General features: G+C 72.2%; 21 protein-coding genes and 1 pseudogene. 8 read left to right on the top strand and 14 right to left on the bottom strand.

Annotation, left to right across the window (positions count from 1 at the left end; translation table 11 throughout):
- Nucleotides 1-113 precede the first annotated feature (113 nt).
- Nucleotides 114-575 (top strand): SRPBCC family protein, encoded by a 462-nt coding sequence (locus tag ACZ4TR_RS45495; protein WP_465294883.1) that lies wholly within the window; start codon nt 114-116, stop codon nt 573-575.
- On the opposite strand, the gene ACZ4TR_RS45490 is transcribed toward ACZ4TR_RS45495, so the two are convergent.
- On the bottom strand, nt 545-1,741 hold the full coding sequence (locus ACZ4TR_RS45490; RefSeq protein ID WP_465294881.1) for an FAD-dependent oxidoreductase: 1,197 nt from the start codon (nt 1,739-1,741) through the stop codon (nt 545-547). The two genes, ACZ4TR_RS45495 and ACZ4TR_RS45490, sit on opposite strands and share 31 nt — an antisense overlap.
- The gene (locus ACZ4TR_RS45485; protein ID WP_465294879.1) at nt 1,738-2,181 is read right to left on the bottom strand and encodes a nitroreductase family deazaflavin-dependent oxidoreductase; all 444 of its coding nucleotides are present in this window, start codon (nt 2,179-2,181) and stop codon (nt 1,738-1,740) included. Before ACZ4TR_RS45485 ends, ACZ4TR_RS45490 begins: the two co-directional genes overlap by 4 nt.
- Nucleotides 2,182-2,235: 54 nt before the next feature.
- Here ACZ4TR_RS45485 and ACZ4TR_RS45480 point away from each other — a divergent pair, with 54 nt between their 5' ends.
- Complete coding sequence (locus ACZ4TR_RS45480) at nt 2,236-2,679, top strand: MarR family winged helix-turn-helix transcriptional regulator (protein ID WP_465294877.1); 444 nt, start codon at nt 2,236-2,238, stop codon at nt 2,677-2,679.
- Here ACZ4TR_RS45480 and wzt read toward each other — a convergent pair.
- Complete coding sequence (wzt, locus tag ACZ4TR_RS45475) at nt 2,674-3,414, bottom strand: galactan export ABC transporter ATP-binding subunit Wzt/RfbE (RefSeq protein WP_465294875.1); 741 nt, start codon at nt 3,412-3,414, stop codon at nt 2,674-2,676. The two genes, ACZ4TR_RS45480 and wzt, sit on opposite strands and share 6 nt — an antisense overlap.
- Nucleotides 3,415-3,492: 78 nt before the next feature.
- Between wzt and ACZ4TR_RS45470 the strand changes: the two genes are divergently transcribed.
- Nucleotides 3,493-4,122, top strand: a complete 630-nt coding sequence (locus ACZ4TR_RS45470; protein ID WP_465294873.1) for a TetR/AcrR family transcriptional regulator — start codon at nt 3,493-3,495, stop codon at nt 4,120-4,122.
- Here the strand turns inward: ACZ4TR_RS45470 and ACZ4TR_RS45465 are convergent.
- The gene (locus ACZ4TR_RS45465) at nt 4,103-4,897 is read right to left on the bottom strand and encodes a hypothetical protein (RefSeq protein WP_465294871.1); all 795 of its coding nucleotides are present in this window, start codon (nt 4,895-4,897) and stop codon (nt 4,103-4,105) included. The two genes, ACZ4TR_RS45470 and ACZ4TR_RS45465, sit on opposite strands and share 20 nt — an antisense overlap.
- 70 nt (nt 4,898-4,967) lie before the next feature.
- On the opposite strand from ACZ4TR_RS45465, the gene ACZ4TR_RS45460 reads away from it, so the two are divergent.
- Together ACZ4TR_RS45460 and ACZ4TR_RS45455 are read left to right on the top strand one after the other, a co-directional pair.
- Complete coding sequence (locus ACZ4TR_RS45460) at nt 4,968-5,468, top strand: hypothetical protein (protein WP_465294869.1); 501 nt, start codon at nt 4,968-4,970, stop codon at nt 5,466-5,468.
- A gap of 83 nt (nt 5,469-5,551) precedes the next feature.
- Nucleotides 5,552-6,691 (top strand): DICT sensory domain-containing protein, encoded by a 1,140-nt coding sequence (locus tag ACZ4TR_RS45455; protein WP_465294867.1) that lies wholly within the window; start codon nt 5,552-5,554, stop codon nt 6,689-6,691.
- Between the two features lie 67 nt (nt 6,692-6,758).
- Here the strand turns inward: ACZ4TR_RS45455 and ACZ4TR_RS45450 are convergent, their stop codons facing one another.
- Together ACZ4TR_RS45450 and ACZ4TR_RS45445 are read right to left on the bottom strand one after the other, a co-directional pair.
- Nucleotides 6,759-7,115 carry a transcriptional regulator gene (locus ACZ4TR_RS45450; RefSeq protein ID WP_465294865.1) on the bottom strand — a complete coding sequence of 119 codons (357 nt, stop codon included), beginning with the start codon at nt 7,113-7,115 and terminating at the stop codon, nt 6,759-6,761.
- On the bottom strand, nt 7,112-7,930 hold the full coding sequence (locus tag ACZ4TR_RS45445) for a hypothetical protein (protein ID WP_465294863.1): 819 nt from the start codon (nt 7,928-7,930) through the stop codon (nt 7,112-7,114). The genes ACZ4TR_RS45450 and ACZ4TR_RS45445 overlap by 4 nt, the downstream gene beginning before the upstream one ends.
- Before the next feature lie 104 nt (nt 7,931-8,034).
- On the opposite strand from ACZ4TR_RS45445, the gene ACZ4TR_RS45440 reads away from it, so the two are divergent.
- Nucleotides 8,035-8,445 (top strand): RidA family protein, encoded by a 411-nt coding sequence (locus tag ACZ4TR_RS45440; protein ID WP_465294861.1) that lies wholly within the window; start codon nt 8,035-8,037, stop codon nt 8,443-8,445.
- 114 nt (nt 8,446-8,559) lie between these two features.
- On the opposite strand, the gene ACZ4TR_RS45435 is transcribed toward ACZ4TR_RS45440, so the two are convergent.
- The 4 genes and pseudogenes from ACZ4TR_RS45435 to ACZ4TR_RS45420 form a co-directional block, all read right to left on the bottom strand.
- Nucleotides 8,560-9,552: a YdcF family protein gene (locus ACZ4TR_RS45435; protein ID WP_465294859.1), complete on the bottom strand. Its 993-nt coding sequence runs from the start codon at nt 9,550-9,552 to the stop codon at nt 8,560-8,562.
- A gap of 82 nt (nt 9,553-9,634) precedes the next feature.
- Nucleotides 9,635-9,862 (bottom strand): catalase-related domain-containing protein, encoded by a 228-nt coding sequence (locus ACZ4TR_RS45430; RefSeq protein WP_465294857.1) that lies wholly within the window; start codon nt 9,860-9,862, stop codon nt 9,635-9,637.
- Nucleotides 9,796-11,065 (bottom strand): annotated as a pseudogene (locus ACZ4TR_RS45425) (catalase). Before ACZ4TR_RS45425 ends, ACZ4TR_RS45430 begins: the two are co-directional and overlap by 67 nt.
- Nucleotides 11,062-11,499, bottom strand: a complete 438-nt coding sequence (locus tag ACZ4TR_RS45420; RefSeq protein ID WP_465294855.1) for a Fur family transcriptional regulator — start codon at nt 11,497-11,499, stop codon at nt 11,062-11,064. Before ACZ4TR_RS45420 ends, ACZ4TR_RS45425 begins: the two are co-directional and overlap by 4 nt.
- Before the next feature lie 104 nt (nt 11,500-11,603).
- Between ACZ4TR_RS45420 and ACZ4TR_RS45415 the strand changes: the two genes are divergently transcribed.
- Nucleotides 11,604-11,966, top strand: a complete 363-nt coding sequence (locus ACZ4TR_RS45415; protein ID WP_364523896.1) for a DNA polymerase ligase N-terminal domain-containing protein — start codon at nt 11,604-11,606, stop codon at nt 11,964-11,966.
- Complete coding sequence (locus tag ACZ4TR_RS45410) at nt 11,953-12,786, top strand: dihydrodipicolinate synthase family protein (protein WP_465294853.1); 834 nt, start codon at nt 11,953-11,955, stop codon at nt 12,784-12,786. Before ACZ4TR_RS45415 ends, ACZ4TR_RS45410 begins: the two co-directional genes overlap by 14 nt.
- On the opposite strand, the gene ACZ4TR_RS45405 is transcribed toward ACZ4TR_RS45410, so the two are convergent.
- The 4 genes from ACZ4TR_RS45405 to ACZ4TR_RS45390 form a co-directional block, all read right to left on the bottom strand.
- Entirely contained in the window at nt 12,771-13,451 is a 681-nt protein-coding gene (locus ACZ4TR_RS45405; protein ID WP_465294851.1) for a DUF998 domain-containing protein, read from the bottom strand. The genes ACZ4TR_RS45410 and ACZ4TR_RS45405 overlap by 16 nt on opposite strands.
- Nucleotides 13,452-13,604: 153 nt before the next feature.
- The gene (locus ACZ4TR_RS45400) at nt 13,605-14,471 is read right to left on the bottom strand and encodes an NAD(+)/NADH kinase (protein WP_465294849.1); all 867 of its coding nucleotides are present in this window, start codon (nt 14,469-14,471) and stop codon (nt 13,605-13,607) included.
- Nucleotides 14,472-14,504: 33 nt separating this feature from the next.
- The gene (locus ACZ4TR_RS45395) at nt 14,505-15,980 is read right to left on the bottom strand and encodes a flavin-containing monooxygenase (RefSeq protein ID WP_465294847.1); all 1,476 of its coding nucleotides are present in this window, start codon (nt 15,978-15,980) and stop codon (nt 14,505-14,507) included.
- The gene (locus ACZ4TR_RS45390; RefSeq protein ID WP_465294845.1) at nt 15,977-16,840 is read right to left on the bottom strand and encodes an SDR family NAD(P)-dependent oxidoreductase; all 864 of its coding nucleotides are present in this window, start codon (nt 16,838-16,840) and stop codon (nt 15,977-15,979) included. The genes ACZ4TR_RS45395 and ACZ4TR_RS45390 overlap by 4 nt, the downstream gene beginning before the upstream one ends.
- Nucleotides 16,841-16,885 lie beyond the last annotated feature (45 nt).

Genomic DNA, 16,885 nt, shown 5'->3' with positions numbered 1-16,885 from the left:
CCGGATTCCCCGTGAGAGCCCGTTTAATGCACTTTCCGCGGGGTTGCTCCGGGGTTGGCCCGGGGCCGGCGGGGTAACCGGGACCCGATCCGACCGCCGACGAGGAGCTGACGATGACCGAGTACCGCCACACCGCGACCGCCGACGTCCCGGCCGACGAGCTGTTCGCCTTCCTGAGCGACCCCGAGAACCTGCCGCGGTACTTCCCGGACATGAAGGTCGCCGAGCCGACGGACGGCGACAGCGTGCACGTCGAGGCCGAGGTCCACGGCAAACGGGTCGCGAGCGAGGCGTGGCTGCACACCGACGCGGCGAACCGCTCGCTGTCCTGGGGCGCGGAAGGTCCCGACGACTACCACGGCGAGCTGCGGATCGCCGAGGACGGCCCGGCGTCGTCGGAGATCACGGTGACGCTGCACAGCGTTCGCGAGGCGGATGGCGGCGAGGTCCAGCAGGGCCTCGAACGCACCGTGGCCGCGATGACCCACGCCGCGACCGCCGACGCCGACGTCGAAGCGGCGGAGGGCCAGGGTGGCTGGACGTCCTACGACGCCAAGAGCGACTCGTCGAGCTGAGGCGGGAAGGGCCCGTAGGCGTTGCCGCGCGCGCCGCGGGTGCGGAGCGCGGGGACGGCGAACAGGAACTTCAGCAGGGCCGGGGGAGCGGTGCCGCGGCCGCGTGCCCGCGCGGCGGCGGCGCGCTTCTCGACCCGCACCTGGCCGGTCTGGACTCGCTCGATCGCGCGGCTGCGGTCGGCCTGGACGCCGGCGAGGACGGCCGGCCCCGCATCACCGCGGCGCAGGGCCGGGATCAGGCGGTTCGCCGCCGCGACGGCGTCCTGGATCGCCATGAGGATCCCGTTGCCGCCGACGGGGGAGATGACGTGGGCCGCGTCGCCGAGCAGCAGCAGGCCCGGGCGGTACCAGCGCTCGACGCGGGAGATGTCCACCGACAGCAGCGTCGTCTGCGAGAAGTCGGCGAGCAGGTGAGCGCGGTCGGCGAGCCACGGCACGCGCTCGCGGAGGAACGCCTGGATCGGCTCGACCCCGCGTTCGCGCAGCGCCGGGTATGAGCCCTTCTCGATGCTGTAGCCCACCTGCCAGTCGCGGACCCCGCCGAGGACGCCGACGTAGGCGTCGCGCCCGAAGTAGAGGTCGAGGTCGGCGTCGGGTGGATCGCCGGGGGAGCGCGGCAGCCGGAACCAGAGCAGGTCGGTGGTGGCGCCGAGCGGTTTCGCCTCGAACCCGGCGAGCCGCCGCACGGTGGAGAAGCGCCCGTCGGCGCCGACGACCAGCGACGTCGTGAGCTCACCGCCCCGGTACCGGACGCCGGTCACCTTCCCGTCCGCTTCGAGCAGGCCGGTCACCTTGGCGTTCGTCCGCAGCGTGAACGACGGCAGGGCCGCGGCCCGCTCGGCGAGGAAGTCGAGGAACCGCACCTGCGGCATCAGCGCGACGTAGCCGAACGGCGTGTCGAGGCGGTCGTAGTCGGCGCAGCTGTAGACGCCGGACGGCGTGTGGAAGCGGAACGACCGCGCCTTGAAGTGGTCGAGCCGCAGGAGACCGGTCGCCAGGCCCAGCCGGTCGAGGAGTTCGAGGGTGTAGGGGTGCAGTGAGTCGCCGCGGAAGTCGCGATCGAAGCCGGAGCGTGCTTCGAGCACCGTGACGTCGATCCCGGCGCGGGCGAGCAGGTAGCCGAGCAGCAGCCCGCCCGGGCCGCTGCCCGCGACGGCGACGCTCACGCCGTGTCCACTGTGGTCAGTTTGAAGACCGCCATTCCGTCCAGGTGCTGGAGGATCTGGCTCGGCGTGGCGTCCTGGGGGACGGGGAAGGCCTTGACCGCCCAAGGCACGGACATCGCGGCCAGGTAGGTCGCGACGACTCCGGCGGCCTCGTCGCCGTCGACGGTCTCCGCGCGGCAGTCCTGCCGTTCGCCGGCCGCGAGCAGCGCGCACTCCGGTGCGTCGAGGAGGTTGGCGACCCAGTCGCGGTCGCGCACGGGTGAGACGAGGTAGCGCCCGCCGTCCCGCGCGACGACGGCCAGCGGCACGCGCCGCGGTTCGCCGGTGCTGCGGCCGCGGGTCTCGACGACGCGCAGCGCGTACCCGCCTTCGGGAGGCGCCTCGCCGGGCGAGCCGATCAGCTTGGCGGTCATTTCGGCGTTCAGCGCTCGGATGTCCACCCGGTTCACGGTAGCAAAACTAGCTAGATTGTCTAGCTAACATAGAATGACCAGGTGGAAGACAGCGTCGCGTACCGGGTGAACCTCGCCCTGCGGGACCTGCTGGCGCTCGCCCACGACGTCCAGCTGACCCTGGCCCGGCGCCTGGGCCTCGGCGCGACCGACGTGCAGGCCCTGCAGCACCTGGCTGCCGGCACGCCGATGGGCACGGTGGACCTGGCGCACGCGCTCAAGATCCGCTCGGCGTCGGCGACGGTCCTCGTCGACCGTCTGGAGGCGGCCGGCCACGTCCGCCGCGACCGCCACCCCAGCGACGGCAGGCGCATCACGCTGGTCATCGCCGACGCGGCCCGCGCGGAGGTCCGGGCCGCGCTGACCCCGCTGGTCGACGCGGTGACCCGGTTGACGGAGGAGCTGGCAGCGGAGCAGGCCGAAGTGGTGGCGAAGTTCCTCGGCGACGCGACGGAGGTCCTGCGCGCCTACGCGGCCGAGTCATGACCTCGCGTGGTACGCCGCGAGGACGTCGTCCAGTGAGCCGTGCGCGCGGATCCGGCCCTCGTCCATCCAGAGGGCGGTGGTGCACAGCTCCCTCAGCAGTTCGTCGGAGTGCGAGGCGAACACCAGCGCGCCGGCGCGGCGGGCGAGGTCGACCAGCCGCTCCCGGGCTTTCGCGAGGAACGCTGCGTCGACCGCGCCGAGGCCCTCGTCCAGGATGAGGATTTCGGGGTCGATGGTGGTCACGACACCGAGCGAGAGCCGGACCCGCATGCCCGCGGAGTAGGTGCGCAGAGGAAGGCTGAGGTAGTCGCCGAGTTCGGTGAACTCCGCGATGTCGTCGACCCGCTTCGCCATCTGCTTGCGGGTCATGCCGAGGAACAGGCCCTGGATCATGATGTTCTCGTGGCCGGAGACCTCGGGGTCCAGGCCCACGCCGAGGTCGAACACCGGCGCGATCCGGCCGCCGACCCGGGCGGTGCCCCGGGTCGGCTCGTAGATGCCGGAGAGCAGCCTCAGCAGGGTCGACTTGCCGGCGCCGTTGTGCCCGACCAGCCCGACGCGGTCGCCGTCGCCCATCGAGAGGGTGATGTCGTGCAGCGCTTCGATGACCGGCACCTTCGCGGTGGTGCCGATCGGGCCGCCGACCTTGCCGAGTACCCGTTTCTTGAGCGACCGGGTCTTGGCGTCGAAGATCGGGAAGTCGACGTACGCGCCTCGGACCTCGATGCTCACCATGTTCGCCCCTCTCGTCGCCCAAATGCGAATGCAAGTTATCATTCGCGTCATCAGAAGAGTCCGAGGGCGGGAGGTACCGTGAGCCGGCAGTCCGTCGAGCCGGGTTTCCGCCCGCCGCAGCAAGCGCGCAGCCGGGAATCCCTGCAGAAGGTGCTGGCCGCCGCCGAGCACGTGCTGGCCGCTCAGGGCCACGAAGAGTTCACCCTCGCGGCGGTCGCGGAGCGGGCCGGGATGTCGGTGGGGACGATCTACCGCCGGTTCTCGGGCAAGGACCAGCTGCTGTACGCCGTGAAGGACCAGTTGCTCGCCCGTCTGGAGACCGGCGTCGGCGAAGCACTGCGCGCGACAGGCTCCGGGCTGAGCGACGTCGTCGGCGCTTTCACCGGTGCGCTGGCCCGGACTTTCGCCGGCCATGACCGGATCTTCCCGGAGCTGCTCGACGGCCAGCGCGCCGACGGGCGCGATCGAGGCCTCCAGGCGCTGGCCGCGATCCAGCGGGCGCTCGTCGAAGCCGTTCATCCCTGCTTGGCCGAGGTCCGCCGTCCGGACGCCGCGCTCGCCGTCCGCACGACCGCCCGGACCGTCATCGGCTCCGGTGTGCACCGCGCCGCCACCGCCCGGTTCTGGCCCGACGGCCTGACCTGGGATGCGTGGGCCATCGAGACGACCGCGATGGCGCTCGCCTACCTCACCTCGCCGGGCAGCTGAGCAAGCGGAGCCGCCGGAACCGGGTCAGCTTGCGTTCATGCGAGAAGAGCCCGCGCTCTGGCTGTTCGCCGACCAGCTCGGGCCGCACTTCCACAGCACTCCCGAGCACCGCGGCCGCGACGTGCTGCTCATCCGGTCGGCCGCGGCCTTCGCCGCCAAGCCGTTCCACCGGCAGAAACCGCACCTCGTCCAGGCCGCGCTGTACCGGCTCGCCGCCGACCTCGGCGACCGCGTCACCCTGCTCGACGCCCCCGACTACCGCACCGGCCTGCGGCGGTTCCGGCGGCCGGTCGTCGTGCACGAGCCGACGCCGCACGCCGCCGACGCCTTCGTCCGGCGGCTGCGCGAAGGGTCGTCTCGGAAATCCTGCCCACGCCCGGCTTCGAACTGTCCAAGGAGGACTTTGCCGCATGGGGCGAAGGGCGCACGCGGGTTCGTCATGGAGGACTTCTACCGCGACCAGCGCGGGGAAGATCCATCCCGTCGGCGTCGACGGGCCGCGGCGGTTCGCCGTCGGGCACGACGAAGCGAGCGTGCCCTGCGCCGGTTCCTCGAGCAGCGCCCGCCCGTCTTCGGCCCCCGCCAGGACGCGATGCTGACCCACGACCGGGCGATGGCGCACGCACTGCTGTCCGTGCCGCTCGACCTCGGCCTGCTCGACCCCCGCGACGTCGTGCGGCGGGCCGAAGAGCGCTACGGGGCCGGCGACGCGCCGCTCAGCAGCGTCGAAGGGTTCGTCCGGCAGATCCTCGGCTGGCGCGAGTGGGTGTGGCACTTGTACTGGCACCAAGGCCGGAGTACCTGCGGCGCAACGCGTTGCAGGCGCGCCGTGAGCTGCCGGGCTGGTGGCGTTCGCTGGACGCGGACGCCGTCGAGCGGCCTGCCTGCGCACTGCGCTCGCCGGCGTGCGCGACCGCGGCTACGCCCACCACATCGAGCGCCTGATGGTGCTCGGCAACCACGCGCTGCAGCGCGGGTACGACCCGGCCGCGCCGAACCGCTGGTTCGCCACCGCGTTCGTGGACGGGTTCGCGCGGGTCATGCCGGCGAACGTGATCGGCATGAGCCAGTACGCCGACGGCGGCATCGTCGGGACGAAGCCGTACGCGGCCGGCGGGGCCTACATCAACCGGATGAGTGATCATTGCCCCGGTTGTGTCTTCGACCCGAAGAAGCGGGCCGGGCCGGACGCGTGCCCCTTCACCGCCGGGTACTGGGCATTCCTCGACCGCAACGCGGGTCGGCTGCGGGGCAACCACCGGATGCGGCAGCCGTTGCGGGGCCTGGAAAGGCTCGCGGACCGTGACGAGGTTGTCGCTCAGGAGGCTGACCGCCGCCACTTCTGATTTCCCGCTATTGGGTAACTAGTCCGGCGGGCTCTGCGCGTTTACGGTGATTGCCTCCCTTTCCCCGGCGAAGGCGATCCTCCGTGCCCGACGCAGATCAGTGCGCTGGCGTGCTGTCCAAACGCGCTCTGGTGACCGCGTCCCACGCGGTCGAGCGCGCCGCGCTCGCCGGCGGAACGGGCGCCGACACCGTGGTGTTCGCGCTGTTCCAGCGGTTGCCGTACTTCGAACGAGAACGCGACGTGTACGCGCGGATCGCGCGGAAGGCGGCCGTCACGGTCGTCGGCATGGTCGACTCCGGCCGGCCCGACCTCCCGCGCGGCGTCACGCCGGTGCTGCTGCGCCCCGACGAGCCGATGGCGCGGGAGTGGTCGGTCGCGGTGCTGTCGCCGACGTTCGGGGCCTCGGTCGTCGCGCAGGACCTGGACGAGATCGATCCGCAGGCGTCGTCGGTCGAGCGGGCGCGGCTGTTCCGCGGCCGCTGGGGGCTGCGCCGCGACGAGGCGTACGCGGAGGTCGTCCGGCTCCGCGACGCGATGGGCGACCGGCTGCCCCCGGCGGTCCGCCGGAAGGTCGGTGAGGTCCTGGCTTCGGTGCAGGCTCCGGCAGCGGTCGACGTCGAAAGCCGCGCGGAGGCGGCCCTGCGGCACGTGGCGGCCCGGCTGGACGAGGCGCGCGCGTCGGCACCGGCGGTGACGGGCCCGGCCGTCGACCCGGACACCGGCCTCGAAACCCTGGCGGGCCTCACGCGGTGGCTCGGCGCCGCGACCGACACGGTGCCGCTCGGCCTGGTGCTGGTGGCGGTCGACGACCTCACCACCGTCGAACGGCGCCACGGCGCCCGCGTCCGCATGCACACGGAGCAGAACATCGCCGACCTGCTCCGTCAGGGCCTGCGCCCGCTCGACCGCGCGGTCCGGCTCGGCCCGGGGGAGTTCCTGGTGATCCAGCCGGCGGTACCGGCGCCGGAGCTGACCGCCCGCAGCCGGAACCTGGAGCACCGGCTGGCGGCGCTGCACGCGACCTACCCGTGCGTGGACCTGCACCCCCGCACGACGACGTTGCTGACCCGACGCCGCCCGTTGCCGCTGCAGAAGCTCCGCGCCCAGCTGCGCGAGGTCCCGGCGGTGACGCTGTGGCCGCCGAGCCAGGGATCCCTGCCGATCCCGCCGGAGCGGCACGGCTTGGCGATGCGCTCGGCAGCAGGCTCCCGGTTCCCCTGACGACGCTTCCGTATAACGATCTATACGGCTGGCGTTTGCCCGCCACAACTCCCGGTTGCCGACCGGATCACCGCAAGGAGGGCGGGGAGTCCACAAGTGACACCGGCGGCTCAGGGGTCGCGCGTTCGATCGCCGATACCAGTGCCCGCAACGCAGCCACCTCCGCGGACAGCGCCCGCCGGCCGGCCGGGTTGATCGTGATCCACGTGCGGGGCCGCTTGCCCTCGTACCCCTTCTCGACGTCGATCAGCCCGGCTTCCTCGAGGATCGTGACGTGGCGCGACAGGTTCCCGGCCGTCATGTCCAGAGTCCGGCGCAGGTACCCGAAGTCGACCTTCCCGGCTTCGGCCGTGATGGTCAGGATGCCGAGCCGGTGCCGCTGGTGGACGGTCTCGTCGAGGCCCGCCGCGGGGTGCTCGCTCATGCGCGGGCCCGCCACTCGTGCCAGGCCGCGAACGCCCCGCCGGCGAGCAGCACGAGACCCGGCAGCACCGTGTTCATGAACGCTGTCGTGGTCTCGCCTTCGAACCGCGCGAACACGCCGAGGTGGAAGAACACACTCTGCATGGTGGAAAAGTTCGCCAGCAGCGCCGCGGCGGCGAAGAGCCCGCTGATCACGCCGAGCACCCGGCTGCGTTCGAGCCATGCGAGCCCGATCAGGCCGAGCGCGATCGTGACGAGTGGCGCGTAGGGCCGCGCCGGCGCGAACCGGAGGTCGAGCATCGCGAGGGCGACGAGACCGGAGACCATCGCGGCCGCCGTCGCGATGCCCTGGTGGCGGAGCCTCGGCCGCAGCCACAGCGCACCGCCGAGGGCGAGCACGGCGGCGACCGCGACCGGGACCGTGAACGACGGCCGGGCGAACGGCGCCCGCGCGACCCGGTAGGCAAAGGACTCGACCACCGGGAACCCGAACGAGATCGCGAGGACGCCCACGAGTCCGATGGCGAGATAGCCGCGGACCGGCGTCCGCACCCCGCTGCGCGTGCCGCGGTGCAGGTACCACGCGGCGGTGACCAGGAATCCGCCGACGACCGCGGCGAGCCAGTAGAGCTGCAGTGGCGTGCCGAACCAGACGTGCGCGACTTCGAAGCGGGGTGGTCCGCCTTCCGCCCACAGTGGAGCGAGCAACACGAGGATCCCGAAGAGGAACAACGGCGGCACGTACGCGTGGCGGTCCGCCCGCGTCCGGGCGCGCAGGCGGGAGATCTCGTCGAGCAGCGCGGTGGGTTCGGTCATCGTCTCCCCAGATGGTGACTAGTTTATTCGGCAAACTAGATCTGCAAGTCAACCTACCGCGAACCGGGGCCGCCGCGGAAGCCGGGTCTGCGATCATGAACGGCGTGAAACCGCGCCGCTGGAACCCGGAAACCGTCGCGCCGCCGCTCGGGCGGTACAGCCACCTGGCCGAGGTGCCCGCCGGGCACCGGCTCGTCTTCCTCGCCGGCCAGCTCGGCGTGGGAGCAGACGGCACCCTCGCCGGGGCGGACGCCGAAGCACAGGGACGGCAGATCTTCGCCAACCTCGAAGCCCTTCTCGCAGCGGAGGGCGCGAGGCCGGAGCACATCGTCAAGCTGCTGACGCTGGTCGCGGGCACCGAGCACCTCGCCGGGTTCCGCGCCGCGCAGGCCGAGGTGTTCGCGCGCTGGTTCCCGGACGGCGACTTTCCGGCCTCGACTCTGGCGGTCGTGGCGGCGCTGGCGGGGCCGGACTACGCGGTGGAGGTCGAGGCGGTCGCCGCCGTGCCCGGCTAGGCAGGCGCGAGGCGCCGGTGACGGTCGCAGTCGGGCCCAGCCAGGCAGACGCGAGGAGCCGGGCCCGGCTGGCGCGCATCGTCAGCAGCAGCCCGGGGTCGCCGCCGTGCCCGCCTAGGCGAAGACCGCCAGCGTCAACCCACCGCCGATGATGAGCGTGCACGCCGCGATCGTCGTGCGCCGGTAGTGGAGGATCAGCGCCGCGAACTCGCGCAGCAGTGCGCTCGGCAGGAAGTAGCGGGCCGTCGGCGCGCCCGTCGCGTCGAACGGGAGGCCCAGGCGGCGGCACTCCACCGCCGTGCGGAAGACGTGGTAGTTGCTGGTGACCGCCAGCACCCGGTGCGCCCGCGCGCCGCCGAGCAGTTCCGCGGAAAACTCGAGGTTCTCCTCGGTCGTCGTCGCGCGGTCCTCGCGGCGGATCCGGTCGGCCGGGATTCCCCGCGCGCGCAGGTATTCGTCCATCGCTTCGGCTTCGGTCGTCGTCTCCCCGGGCCCGCGCCCGCCCGACACCACCAGCAGCGGGGGAGCCGTTTCCCGTTCGTACAGCCGGATCGCGCGGTCGAGCCGCGCGGCCAGCAGCGGCGTCACCCGGTCGCCGGCCAGGCCGCAGCCCAGGACGATGATCGCGTCGAACCCCGTGCGCCGCCGCAGCCTGCCGTACAGGATCGAATACCCGAGCAGGGACGCGAACAGGAAGCCGAAGTAGCAGGCGAGCGCCGCCGCCGTGGCCACCAGGGCCGATCCCCACCGGCCGAGCGGCACGAAGAACAGCCCTTCGAGCACCAGGATGCCGACGCCGAGCAGGAACGAGAGCAGGTTCGCGAGAGCCCGGCCTTCGCGCCGCACCATCCGGACGCCGTTGGCGATCAACGCACCCGGCAGCACCACCGCGACGATGATCCCGACGACCGCCACCACCCCGGCCAGGATCGGCGTCAACCACTCCAGGTGCAGGGCCGCGCGCAGCAGCCACAATCCCATCAGCAACAGTGCCAGCCCGAGCCAGACGGCGTTGCCGAGCCGGCGCGGTTCGCGGGCCAGGCGGACCGCGAAGACCAGCAGGGCCGCCGCGGCGCAGCCGGGCAACACGGCATTGGTGACGCTCACCCGGCCCACCTCCCCGAAGAGGCCAAGGTAAAGCACGCGGACCCGGCAGGTGCCCACCGGGTCCGCGTCCGCTCCCGGGCCGTCAGGCCTTGCGCTGCATGGCCGACCGCGCCGGGTTGCCCTGGTCCGCGGCCTTCGGGTCGGTCCCGTCCTGCTTGGCGCGCACACCCGACTCGATCCGGTCGCCGACGTCCTTGTCGACGTTGCGCCAGTAGTCGAAAGCGCGCGCCAGCACCGGCTCGCTCACGCCGTTGAGCAGGTGCCCGACGACGTTGTCGACCAGCCGGCCGCGGGCGTCCTCGTCGAACACCTCGCGGACCATCGTGCCGGCCTGGCCCCAGTCGTCGTCCTCTTCGCGCAGCGTGTACGCCGTGCGGACCATGTCGCCGTCGGTGTGCCAGCCCGAAGGCTGCCCGTACTCGGCCACGTCGGCCTGCGGGCCGCCCTTCGAGTCGGCGCGTACACCGGGTCCGACACCTTCGTGTACCGCAGCGCGCCGTCCTTGCTGTAGCTGTGCACGGGGGCGACGGGCGCGTTGACCGGCAGCTGCTTGTAGTTCGCGCCGATCCGGTAGCGGTGCGCGTCCGGGTAGGAGAACAGCCGGCCGAGCAGCATCTTGTCCGGGCTCGCGGCGATGCCCGGCACCAGGTTGCTCGGCTCGAACGCCGCCTGCTCGATCTCGGCGTGGTGGTCGGTCGGATTGCGGTCGAGCGTCATCCGGCCGACGTCGATCAGCGGGTAGTCGCCGTGCGGCCACACCTTCGTCAGGTCGAACGGGTTGAACCGGTAGTTCTTGGCGTCGTCGAAGGGCATGACCTGCACCTTGAGCGTCCAGCCCGGGTGGTCGCCGCGCTCGATCGCCTCGTACAGGTCACGCGTGTGGTAGTCGGTGTCGGCCGACGCCATCTGGTCGGCTTCGTCCTGGGTGAACGTCTCGACACCCTGGTCGGTCTTGAAGTGGTACTTCACCCAGAACCGTTCACCGGCGGCGTCGGCCCACATGTAGGTGTGCGAGCTGTAGCCGTTCATGTGGCGCCAGGTGCGCGGGATCCCGCGGTCGCCCATCAGCCACGTCACCTGGTGCGCCGACTCCGGCGACAGCGTCCAGAAAGAAGACCGGCGTGTTGTTGCCGACCATGTCGTAGTTGCCTTCGCTGGTGTAGAACTTCACCGCGAAGCCGCGCGGGTCACGCCAGGTGTCGGGGCTGCCCCGCTCGCCGGCGACGGTGGAGAACCGGACCAGCAGGTCGGTCTTCGTGCCCGGCTGGAACACGGCGGCCTTCGTGTAAGCGCTGACGTCACCGGTCACCTCGAACCGCCCGAACGCGCCGCTGCCCTTGGCGTGCGGCTGCCGCTCGGGGACGCGTTCGCGGTTGAACTGCGCCATCTGCTCGATGAGGTAGTTGTCGTGCAGCAGGATCGGGCCGTCGGCGCCGACCGTGAGCGAGTGTTCGTCACTCTCGACCGGGATGCCGGCGTCGGTGGTGGTCGGTCGGGGGTGGGACTGCGTCACGATGGTGTCGCTTTCCGGGAAGTGGTGGTAAGGCAGCCGGGGCAGACGCCCCAGAAGACCACTTCCGCTTCGTCGAGCAGGAAGCCGTGTGCGTCGCCCGGGGTCAGGCACGGGACCGCGCCGACCACGCAGTCGACGTCCTCCGTCCGCCCGCAGTGACGGCACACGACGTGGTGGTGGTTGTCCCCGGCCCGCCGTTCGAAGCGGGCCGGGTGTCCCGGCAGCTCGATCCGCCGGATCAGGCCGGCCTCCGCGCACGCGCCCAGGACGTCGTAGACCGCCTGGGTGGACACGGATCCCAGCACCGAGCGGACCCCGGTGCCGATTTCGTCCACTGTGGAATGAGGATGCCCGGTCAGCCACGTGAGCACCGCCCGCCGGGGCGCGGTGACGCGCAGGCCGGCGGCCCGCAGCGTGGTGGTCGCATCGCTCATGGACCCCACCGTCCGCGCTTTTCTGGATTCGGTCAAGTCCTCGGATGGCCGGTTTGAACGGGCGGAAACCGGGTAGTGGCTTACCGTTCTGGCATGGTGGGAGCGTGAGACCGGCCTTCGTCCTGCACGAGCACTGGCGCCCGCGGCACCACTTCGACCTCCGGCTGGAGGAGGACGGCGTGCTGCGGTCGTGGGCCGTGCCGCGCGGCCTTCCGCCGGATTCCGCGGGCAACCGGCTCGCGGTCGCGGTGCCCGACCACGCGATGGACCACCTCGCCTACGAGGACGACACGAAGAAGGTCGCGGACACGGGCTGGTGGGAAGAGCACGACCGGACGGACAAGCGGATCCTGTTCACCCTGCACGGCCGGACGGAATCGGTTCGGTACGCGCTGATCCGGACCGACCGCGACTGGCTCCTGCACCGCACCCGCGACCAGCCGGGAGACGCCGATGGCGCGAGCTGAAGTCGTGTCCGCCGCCCCGACCCTCTTCCGCGACGACGGCGCGCTGGACGAGGCGGCCAACCGCGCGCTCCTGACGTGGCTGCACGGCTGCGTCGACGGCGTCTTCGTCGCCGGGACGACGGGGGAGTTCCCCGCCCTCGACCGGCCCGAGCGCCGGCTGCTCACCGAACTCGCGCTGGCGGTGTTCGGCCCGGACCGGACGATCGTGCACGTGGGCGCGGCGAGCACGCGCGAAGCGATCACCTTGGCCGAGGACGCGCTGGGCGCGGGGGCGACGCGCCTGGCCGTGATCACGCCGTACTACCTGCCCGCCGACGCCCAGGCCGTCCGGCGGCACTTCGCCGCCGTGCGCGAGGCCGCCGGGGCCGCGGACGTCTACGGCTACCTCTTCCCGGACCGCACCGGCGTCACCGTGACCCCGCGGGAGTTCGCCGAGACGGGCCTGCCGGGCGGCAAGCTGTCCGGTGCGGCGGCCGCGGAGTTCGCGGCCTTCCGGGCAGCCCTGCCGGACGCGCGGTTCTACTCGGGAGCCGACACGGAGCTGGCGGCGGTCGCCCGCGCCGGCGGGGCCGGCATCGTTTCGGGCCTCTCCGCGGCGTTCCCGGAGCCGTTCCGGGACCTGGCGGTCGCGGTCGACGAGGGGAACGGCGAAGCCGAGCGGGCGGCTCAGGCGCGGGCGGACGAGGTCCTCGCGGCGCTGGGCGGCACCGTCGAAGGGATCAAGGAAGCGCTGCGGCAGCGGGGCATCGGCAACGGCCGGCTGCGGATGCCGGCGCCCGCACCGGACGTCGGGCGGATCACGGCCTACGCGCGGAGCTGAACCCCGGCACGCATCGCCCGGTGGGCCCAGTGGCCGAGCACCGCGAGCAGCGCGATCTCCAGGACCATCATCAGCCGCTCGACCAGGCCCGTCGCCACGGTCGGCAGGTGACCGCCGAGGACGACGTTGACCGCGAACGGCACGATGAACGGCAGGTAGAACGGGATCGCCGCCAGCGCCAGCCGGCGTGACCAGCGGGCGAACCGCCGCCAGCGCGGGTCGTCGCGGTGGCGGCGGCCCAAGGCCCAGCCCACGACCGGGAGGCTGAGGCACGTCACGGCCGAGGCGTAGAGGTGGATCTTGCCGGTGGCCGTGATGGCGCCGCCCTGGGGATCCTTCGCGAAAATCGCCACCGCGAGCAGGCTGAGGCACCACAGTGCTTTCGCCGCCACCAGCGCCGGGTTGGCCAGCAGGCCGCGGCGGTAGAGCGCGACCAGCAGCAGCGCCGAGCCGGTGCTGGTGAGCAGCAGCGCGCCGTCCCACATCCAGCGGCCCGGGCTCAGCGCGTAGTCGCTGAGCATCGTGCTGACCGGGTCGAGCGGCGCTAGCCGCCGGTCGAGGTGCAGCACGGCCAGCAGGACGACGGCGCCGGCGAAGGCGGTCAGGGCTCCCGGCACGAGCAGCCGGGCGCGGAGCGAGGGAAGGACCGGTGAAGGGGACAGCATGCGTTAAGACACTCCGCGACGGCTCGGCTGGTTCAGGCGCAAGCCGGGGACGCTACCTGTGACCTTTCCGTGATCATAGCGGGACACGCCCGAGATGTGACCCGCGTCACTGACGCCTCTCAGGCGGAGCTGTCACGGAAAGCTCCGCCTGGGTCAGTGGTCGCCGTCCTGGGGGATCTCCGCCGAATCCGTCAGCCGGAGCTTGCGGCGCGCCCGCTGGTAGAACGTCGTCATCCCGAGCCGGACGACCCGCGCCGCGCTGGGCCGGGCGTGCAGGTCGAGGCGGTCGCCGGGGGAGACGTACCCCTCGACCTGGCCGTCGACCTCGACCGCCAGCCGGCCGCTGGTCGGCAGCAGTTCCAGGGTCACCTCGTCGTGGACCGACAGCACGATGCCCCGGCTGTACGCGGAGTGCGGCGCCGCCGGCGTGACCAGCAGCGCCTCGACCGACGGGCTGGTGATCGGGCCGCCGGCCGAAAAGCTGTACGCCGTCGAACCGGTCGGGGTGGCGACGACCACCGCGTCCGCCGAGTAGCTGACGAACTGCTGGCCTCCGACGTGGACCGCGACGACCGCGCTGCCGTCGCCCGGCACGCGCACCACCGCGATGTCGTTGAACGCGGTGATCCGGCGCCCCGCCAGCACGGCGTCCACGGCCAGTCGAGGCTCCACCGTGAACTGGTGGTCGTCGATGGCCGAGAGGGCGCCGGGCAGGTCCGGGACGTCGACCTCGGCCAGGAAGCCCAGCTTGCCGAGGTTCACCCCGAGCACCGGCGCGCGCTGGCCGTCGGCCAGCCGCATGGCGCGCAGCATCGTGCCGTCCCCGCCCAGGCTGACGACCAGGTCGGACCGCCGGCCGAGCTCCTCGGGCGTCACCCCGATCGCCGCGCAGTTCAGGCGGACGATCTCGTCGGCGATGCCGAGGATCTCGATGTTCCGCTTGCCCGCCCAGCCGAGCACGGCTTCGACGGCGGCCGCCGAGTCACGGCGGGGGTGCAGCACGAGTCCGGCGGAGTGCATGTCAGCGACCCCGGACAAGCAGAGTGCAAAGCGTCATGCGCTCAGTCTGCCCGCTCCCGCCCGTCGTCGCGAGAAGCGGAGCGCGCCGTCGTCGATCCGGCCGTGCCGCAGCTTGACGACGTCGTGCGCGTAACTCATGCCGAGCGTCCACGGCGCCCGCGAGCCGGCCTTCGGGAACTCGTCGATCGCCCGCAGCACGTACCCCGAGTCGAAGTCGAGCAGCGGCCGCTCGGTGACCGCCGGGTCGTCGTTGACCGGCACGCACTGGTCGTAGCCGTTCCGGTCGAGGTGCCGCAGCAGCCGGACGACGTACTCGCCGACGAGATCGGCCTTGAGCGTCCACGACGCGTTCGTGTAGCCGATCGTGAACGCGAAGTTCGGCACGCCGCTGAGCATCATCCCCTTGTAGGCCATGGTTTCCGGCAGCTTGACGGGGTCGCCGTCGACGACGAGGTCGATGCCGCCGAAGGCCAGCAGCCGCAGCCCGGTGGCCGTGACGACGACGTCCGCGGGCAGCTCGTCACCGGACTCCAGGCGGATCCCGTCCTTCGTGAACGACGCGATCCGGTCGGTGACCACCGAGGCGTCCCCGCGCTTGATCGAGCGGAACAGGTCGCCGTCCGGCACCAGGCACAGCCGCTGGTCCCAGGGCTGGTAGCGCGGCTTGAAGTGGGTGTCGACGGCGTACCCGGGCGGCAGCTGCTTCATCGCGGCCTTGCGGATCATCGCCTTGACCACGCCCGGGCGGCGCCGGCTGAGCTGGTAGATCAGCGTGCTCACCGCGACGTTCTTCCACCGCGCGATCGGGTACGCCAGCTTCGGGCCGAGCAGGCCGCGCAGCCGGTTGGCCAGCGCGTCCTCCGACGGCAGCGAAAGGATGTAGGTGGGGGAGCGCTGCAGCATCGTGACGTGCTCGGCGCGGTCGGTCATGGCCGGCACCAGCGTCACGGCCGTCGCGCCGCTGCCGATCACGACGACCTTCTTGCCGGCGTAGTCCAGGTCCTCGGGCCAGTGCTGCGGGTGCACGACGGTGCCGCCGAAGTCCTCGATGCCGGGGAACTCCGGCGTGTGACCGCCCGCGTAGTCGTAGTAGCCGCTGCACAGGTAGAGGAACTTCGCGGTGAAGAGGACGGGCTCGCCGTCGCGCGTGGCCTCGACCGTCCACAGTGCGTCCTCTGTGGACCATTGGGCGCGAACGACCCGGTGCCCGAACCGGATGTGCCGGTCGATCCCGGCGTCGGCGGCGGTGTCCCGGACGTACTGCAGGATCGACGGGCCGTCGGCGATGGCCTTCTCGCTGGTCCACGGGCGGAACCGGTAGCCGAGGGTCTGCATGTCCGAGTCGGACCGCACGCCCGGGTAGCGGAAGAGGTCCCACGTGCCGCCGATGGCGTCGCGCGCTTCGAGGATCGCGTACGTCTTGCGCGGGAACGCCGTGCGCAGGTGGTGGGCCGCGCCGACGCCGGACAGCCCGGCCCCGACGATCAGGACATCGACGTGCTCGGTCATCGGATGGCCTCCGTCCGCCGCGGGCGCCTCAGCAGGCGCGTCAGCACGGCGTTGTAGTGGGTGGGGGTGACGCGGGCGAGCGCGTCGAACAGGTAGGCGTCGGGGCCGACGAGGATGCGGGCCTTGCCGCGGTCGACGCCGGTGTGGATGATCGCCGCGGCCTTGTCCGGCGACGTCATCGTCATGGCCTCGAACTGCGCGGCCATCTCTTCGCGGCTGCGGCCCAGCCCGGCGGGGTCCTGGCGCACCCGGGCGTTGCGCGCGATGTTCGTCGTGATCCCGCCCGGGTGGACGGTGATCGCGCGGACCGCGCTGCCGGCCAGCTCCTGCCGCAGCGACTCGGTGAAGCCGCGGACGGCGAACTTCGCCGCGCAGTACGCGCTCTGGTAAGGCACTCCGAGCAGGCCGTACACGCTGGAGGTGTTGACGATCGCGCCTTCTCCCTGCTCGAGGAGGATCGGCAGGAACGCCCGCGTCCCGTGCACCACCCCGCGGAAGTTGATGTCGTGCAGCCAGTCGTCGTCCTCGGGTACCGCGTCGAGCACGCTCGAGGTGACCGCGACGCCGGCGTTGTTGAAGACCGCGGCCAGCGGTGCCGGGAGCCACTCGCGCACCTCGGCGGCGAACCGGAGCTGGTCTTCCGCGTCGCGGACGTCGAGCACCCGCGTGAGCACGCGGCCGTGCAGCGCAGCCGCGGTGGCCTTCAGCCCGTCCGCGTCGACGTCGGCGAGGGCGACCGGTGCGCCGAGCCGGGACAGCCGGGTGGCCAGCGCGCGGCCGATGCCGGAGGCGGCGCCGGTGATCACCACCGGGCGGCCGGTGATGCTGGGCCGTTCAGGTGCCGATCGGACGGCAGCCACGGCGGAAACCGTCGCCTCGCGCAGATCGCCTACGGACCGTTTCCG

Source organism: Amycolatopsis sp. NPDC028719 (assembly GCF_055565395.1).
Note: the sequence above shows the minus strand (reverse complement) of the source record. Positions and strands in the feature narration are given on the sequence as shown.

Excerpts from the sequence above, each read along its gene's own strand:
- ACZ4TR_RS45495 (WP_465294883.1), top strand. The coding sequence starts at position 114 with ATGACCGAGTACCGCCACACCGCGACCGCCGACGTCCCGGCCGACGAG.
- wzt (WP_465294875.1), bottom strand. The coding sequence starts at position 3,414 with ATGGTGAGCATCGAGGTCCGAGGCGCGTACGTCGACTTCCCGATCTTC.
- ACZ4TR_RS45450 (WP_465294865.1), bottom strand. The coding sequence starts at position 7,115 with ATGAGCGAGCACCCCGCGGCGGGCCTCGACGAGACCGTCCACCAGCGG.
- ACZ4TR_RS45445 (WP_465294863.1), bottom strand. The coding sequence starts at position 7,930 with ATGACCGAACCCACCGCGCTGCTCGACGAGATCTCCCGCCTGCGCGCC.
- ACZ4TR_RS45420 (WP_465294855.1), bottom strand. The coding sequence starts at position 11,499 with ATGAGCGATGCGACCACCACGCTGCGGGCCGCCGGCCTGCGCGTCACC.
- ACZ4TR_RS45410 (WP_465294853.1), top strand. The coding sequence starts at position 11,953 with ATGGCGCGAGCTGAAGTCGTGTCCGCCGCCCCGACCCTCTTCCGCGAC.
- ACZ4TR_RS45405 (WP_465294851.1), bottom strand. The coding sequence starts at position 13,451 with ATGCTGTCCCCTTCACCGGTCCTTCCCTCGCTCCGCGCCCGGCTGCTC.
- ACZ4TR_RS45400 (WP_465294849.1), bottom strand. The coding sequence starts at position 14,471 with ATGCACTCCGCCGGACTCGTGCTGCACCCCCGCCGTGACTCGGCGGCC.
- ACZ4TR_RS45395 (WP_465294847.1), bottom strand. The coding sequence starts at position 15,980 with ATGACCGAGCACGTCGATGTCCTGATCGTCGGGGCCGGGCTGTCCGGC.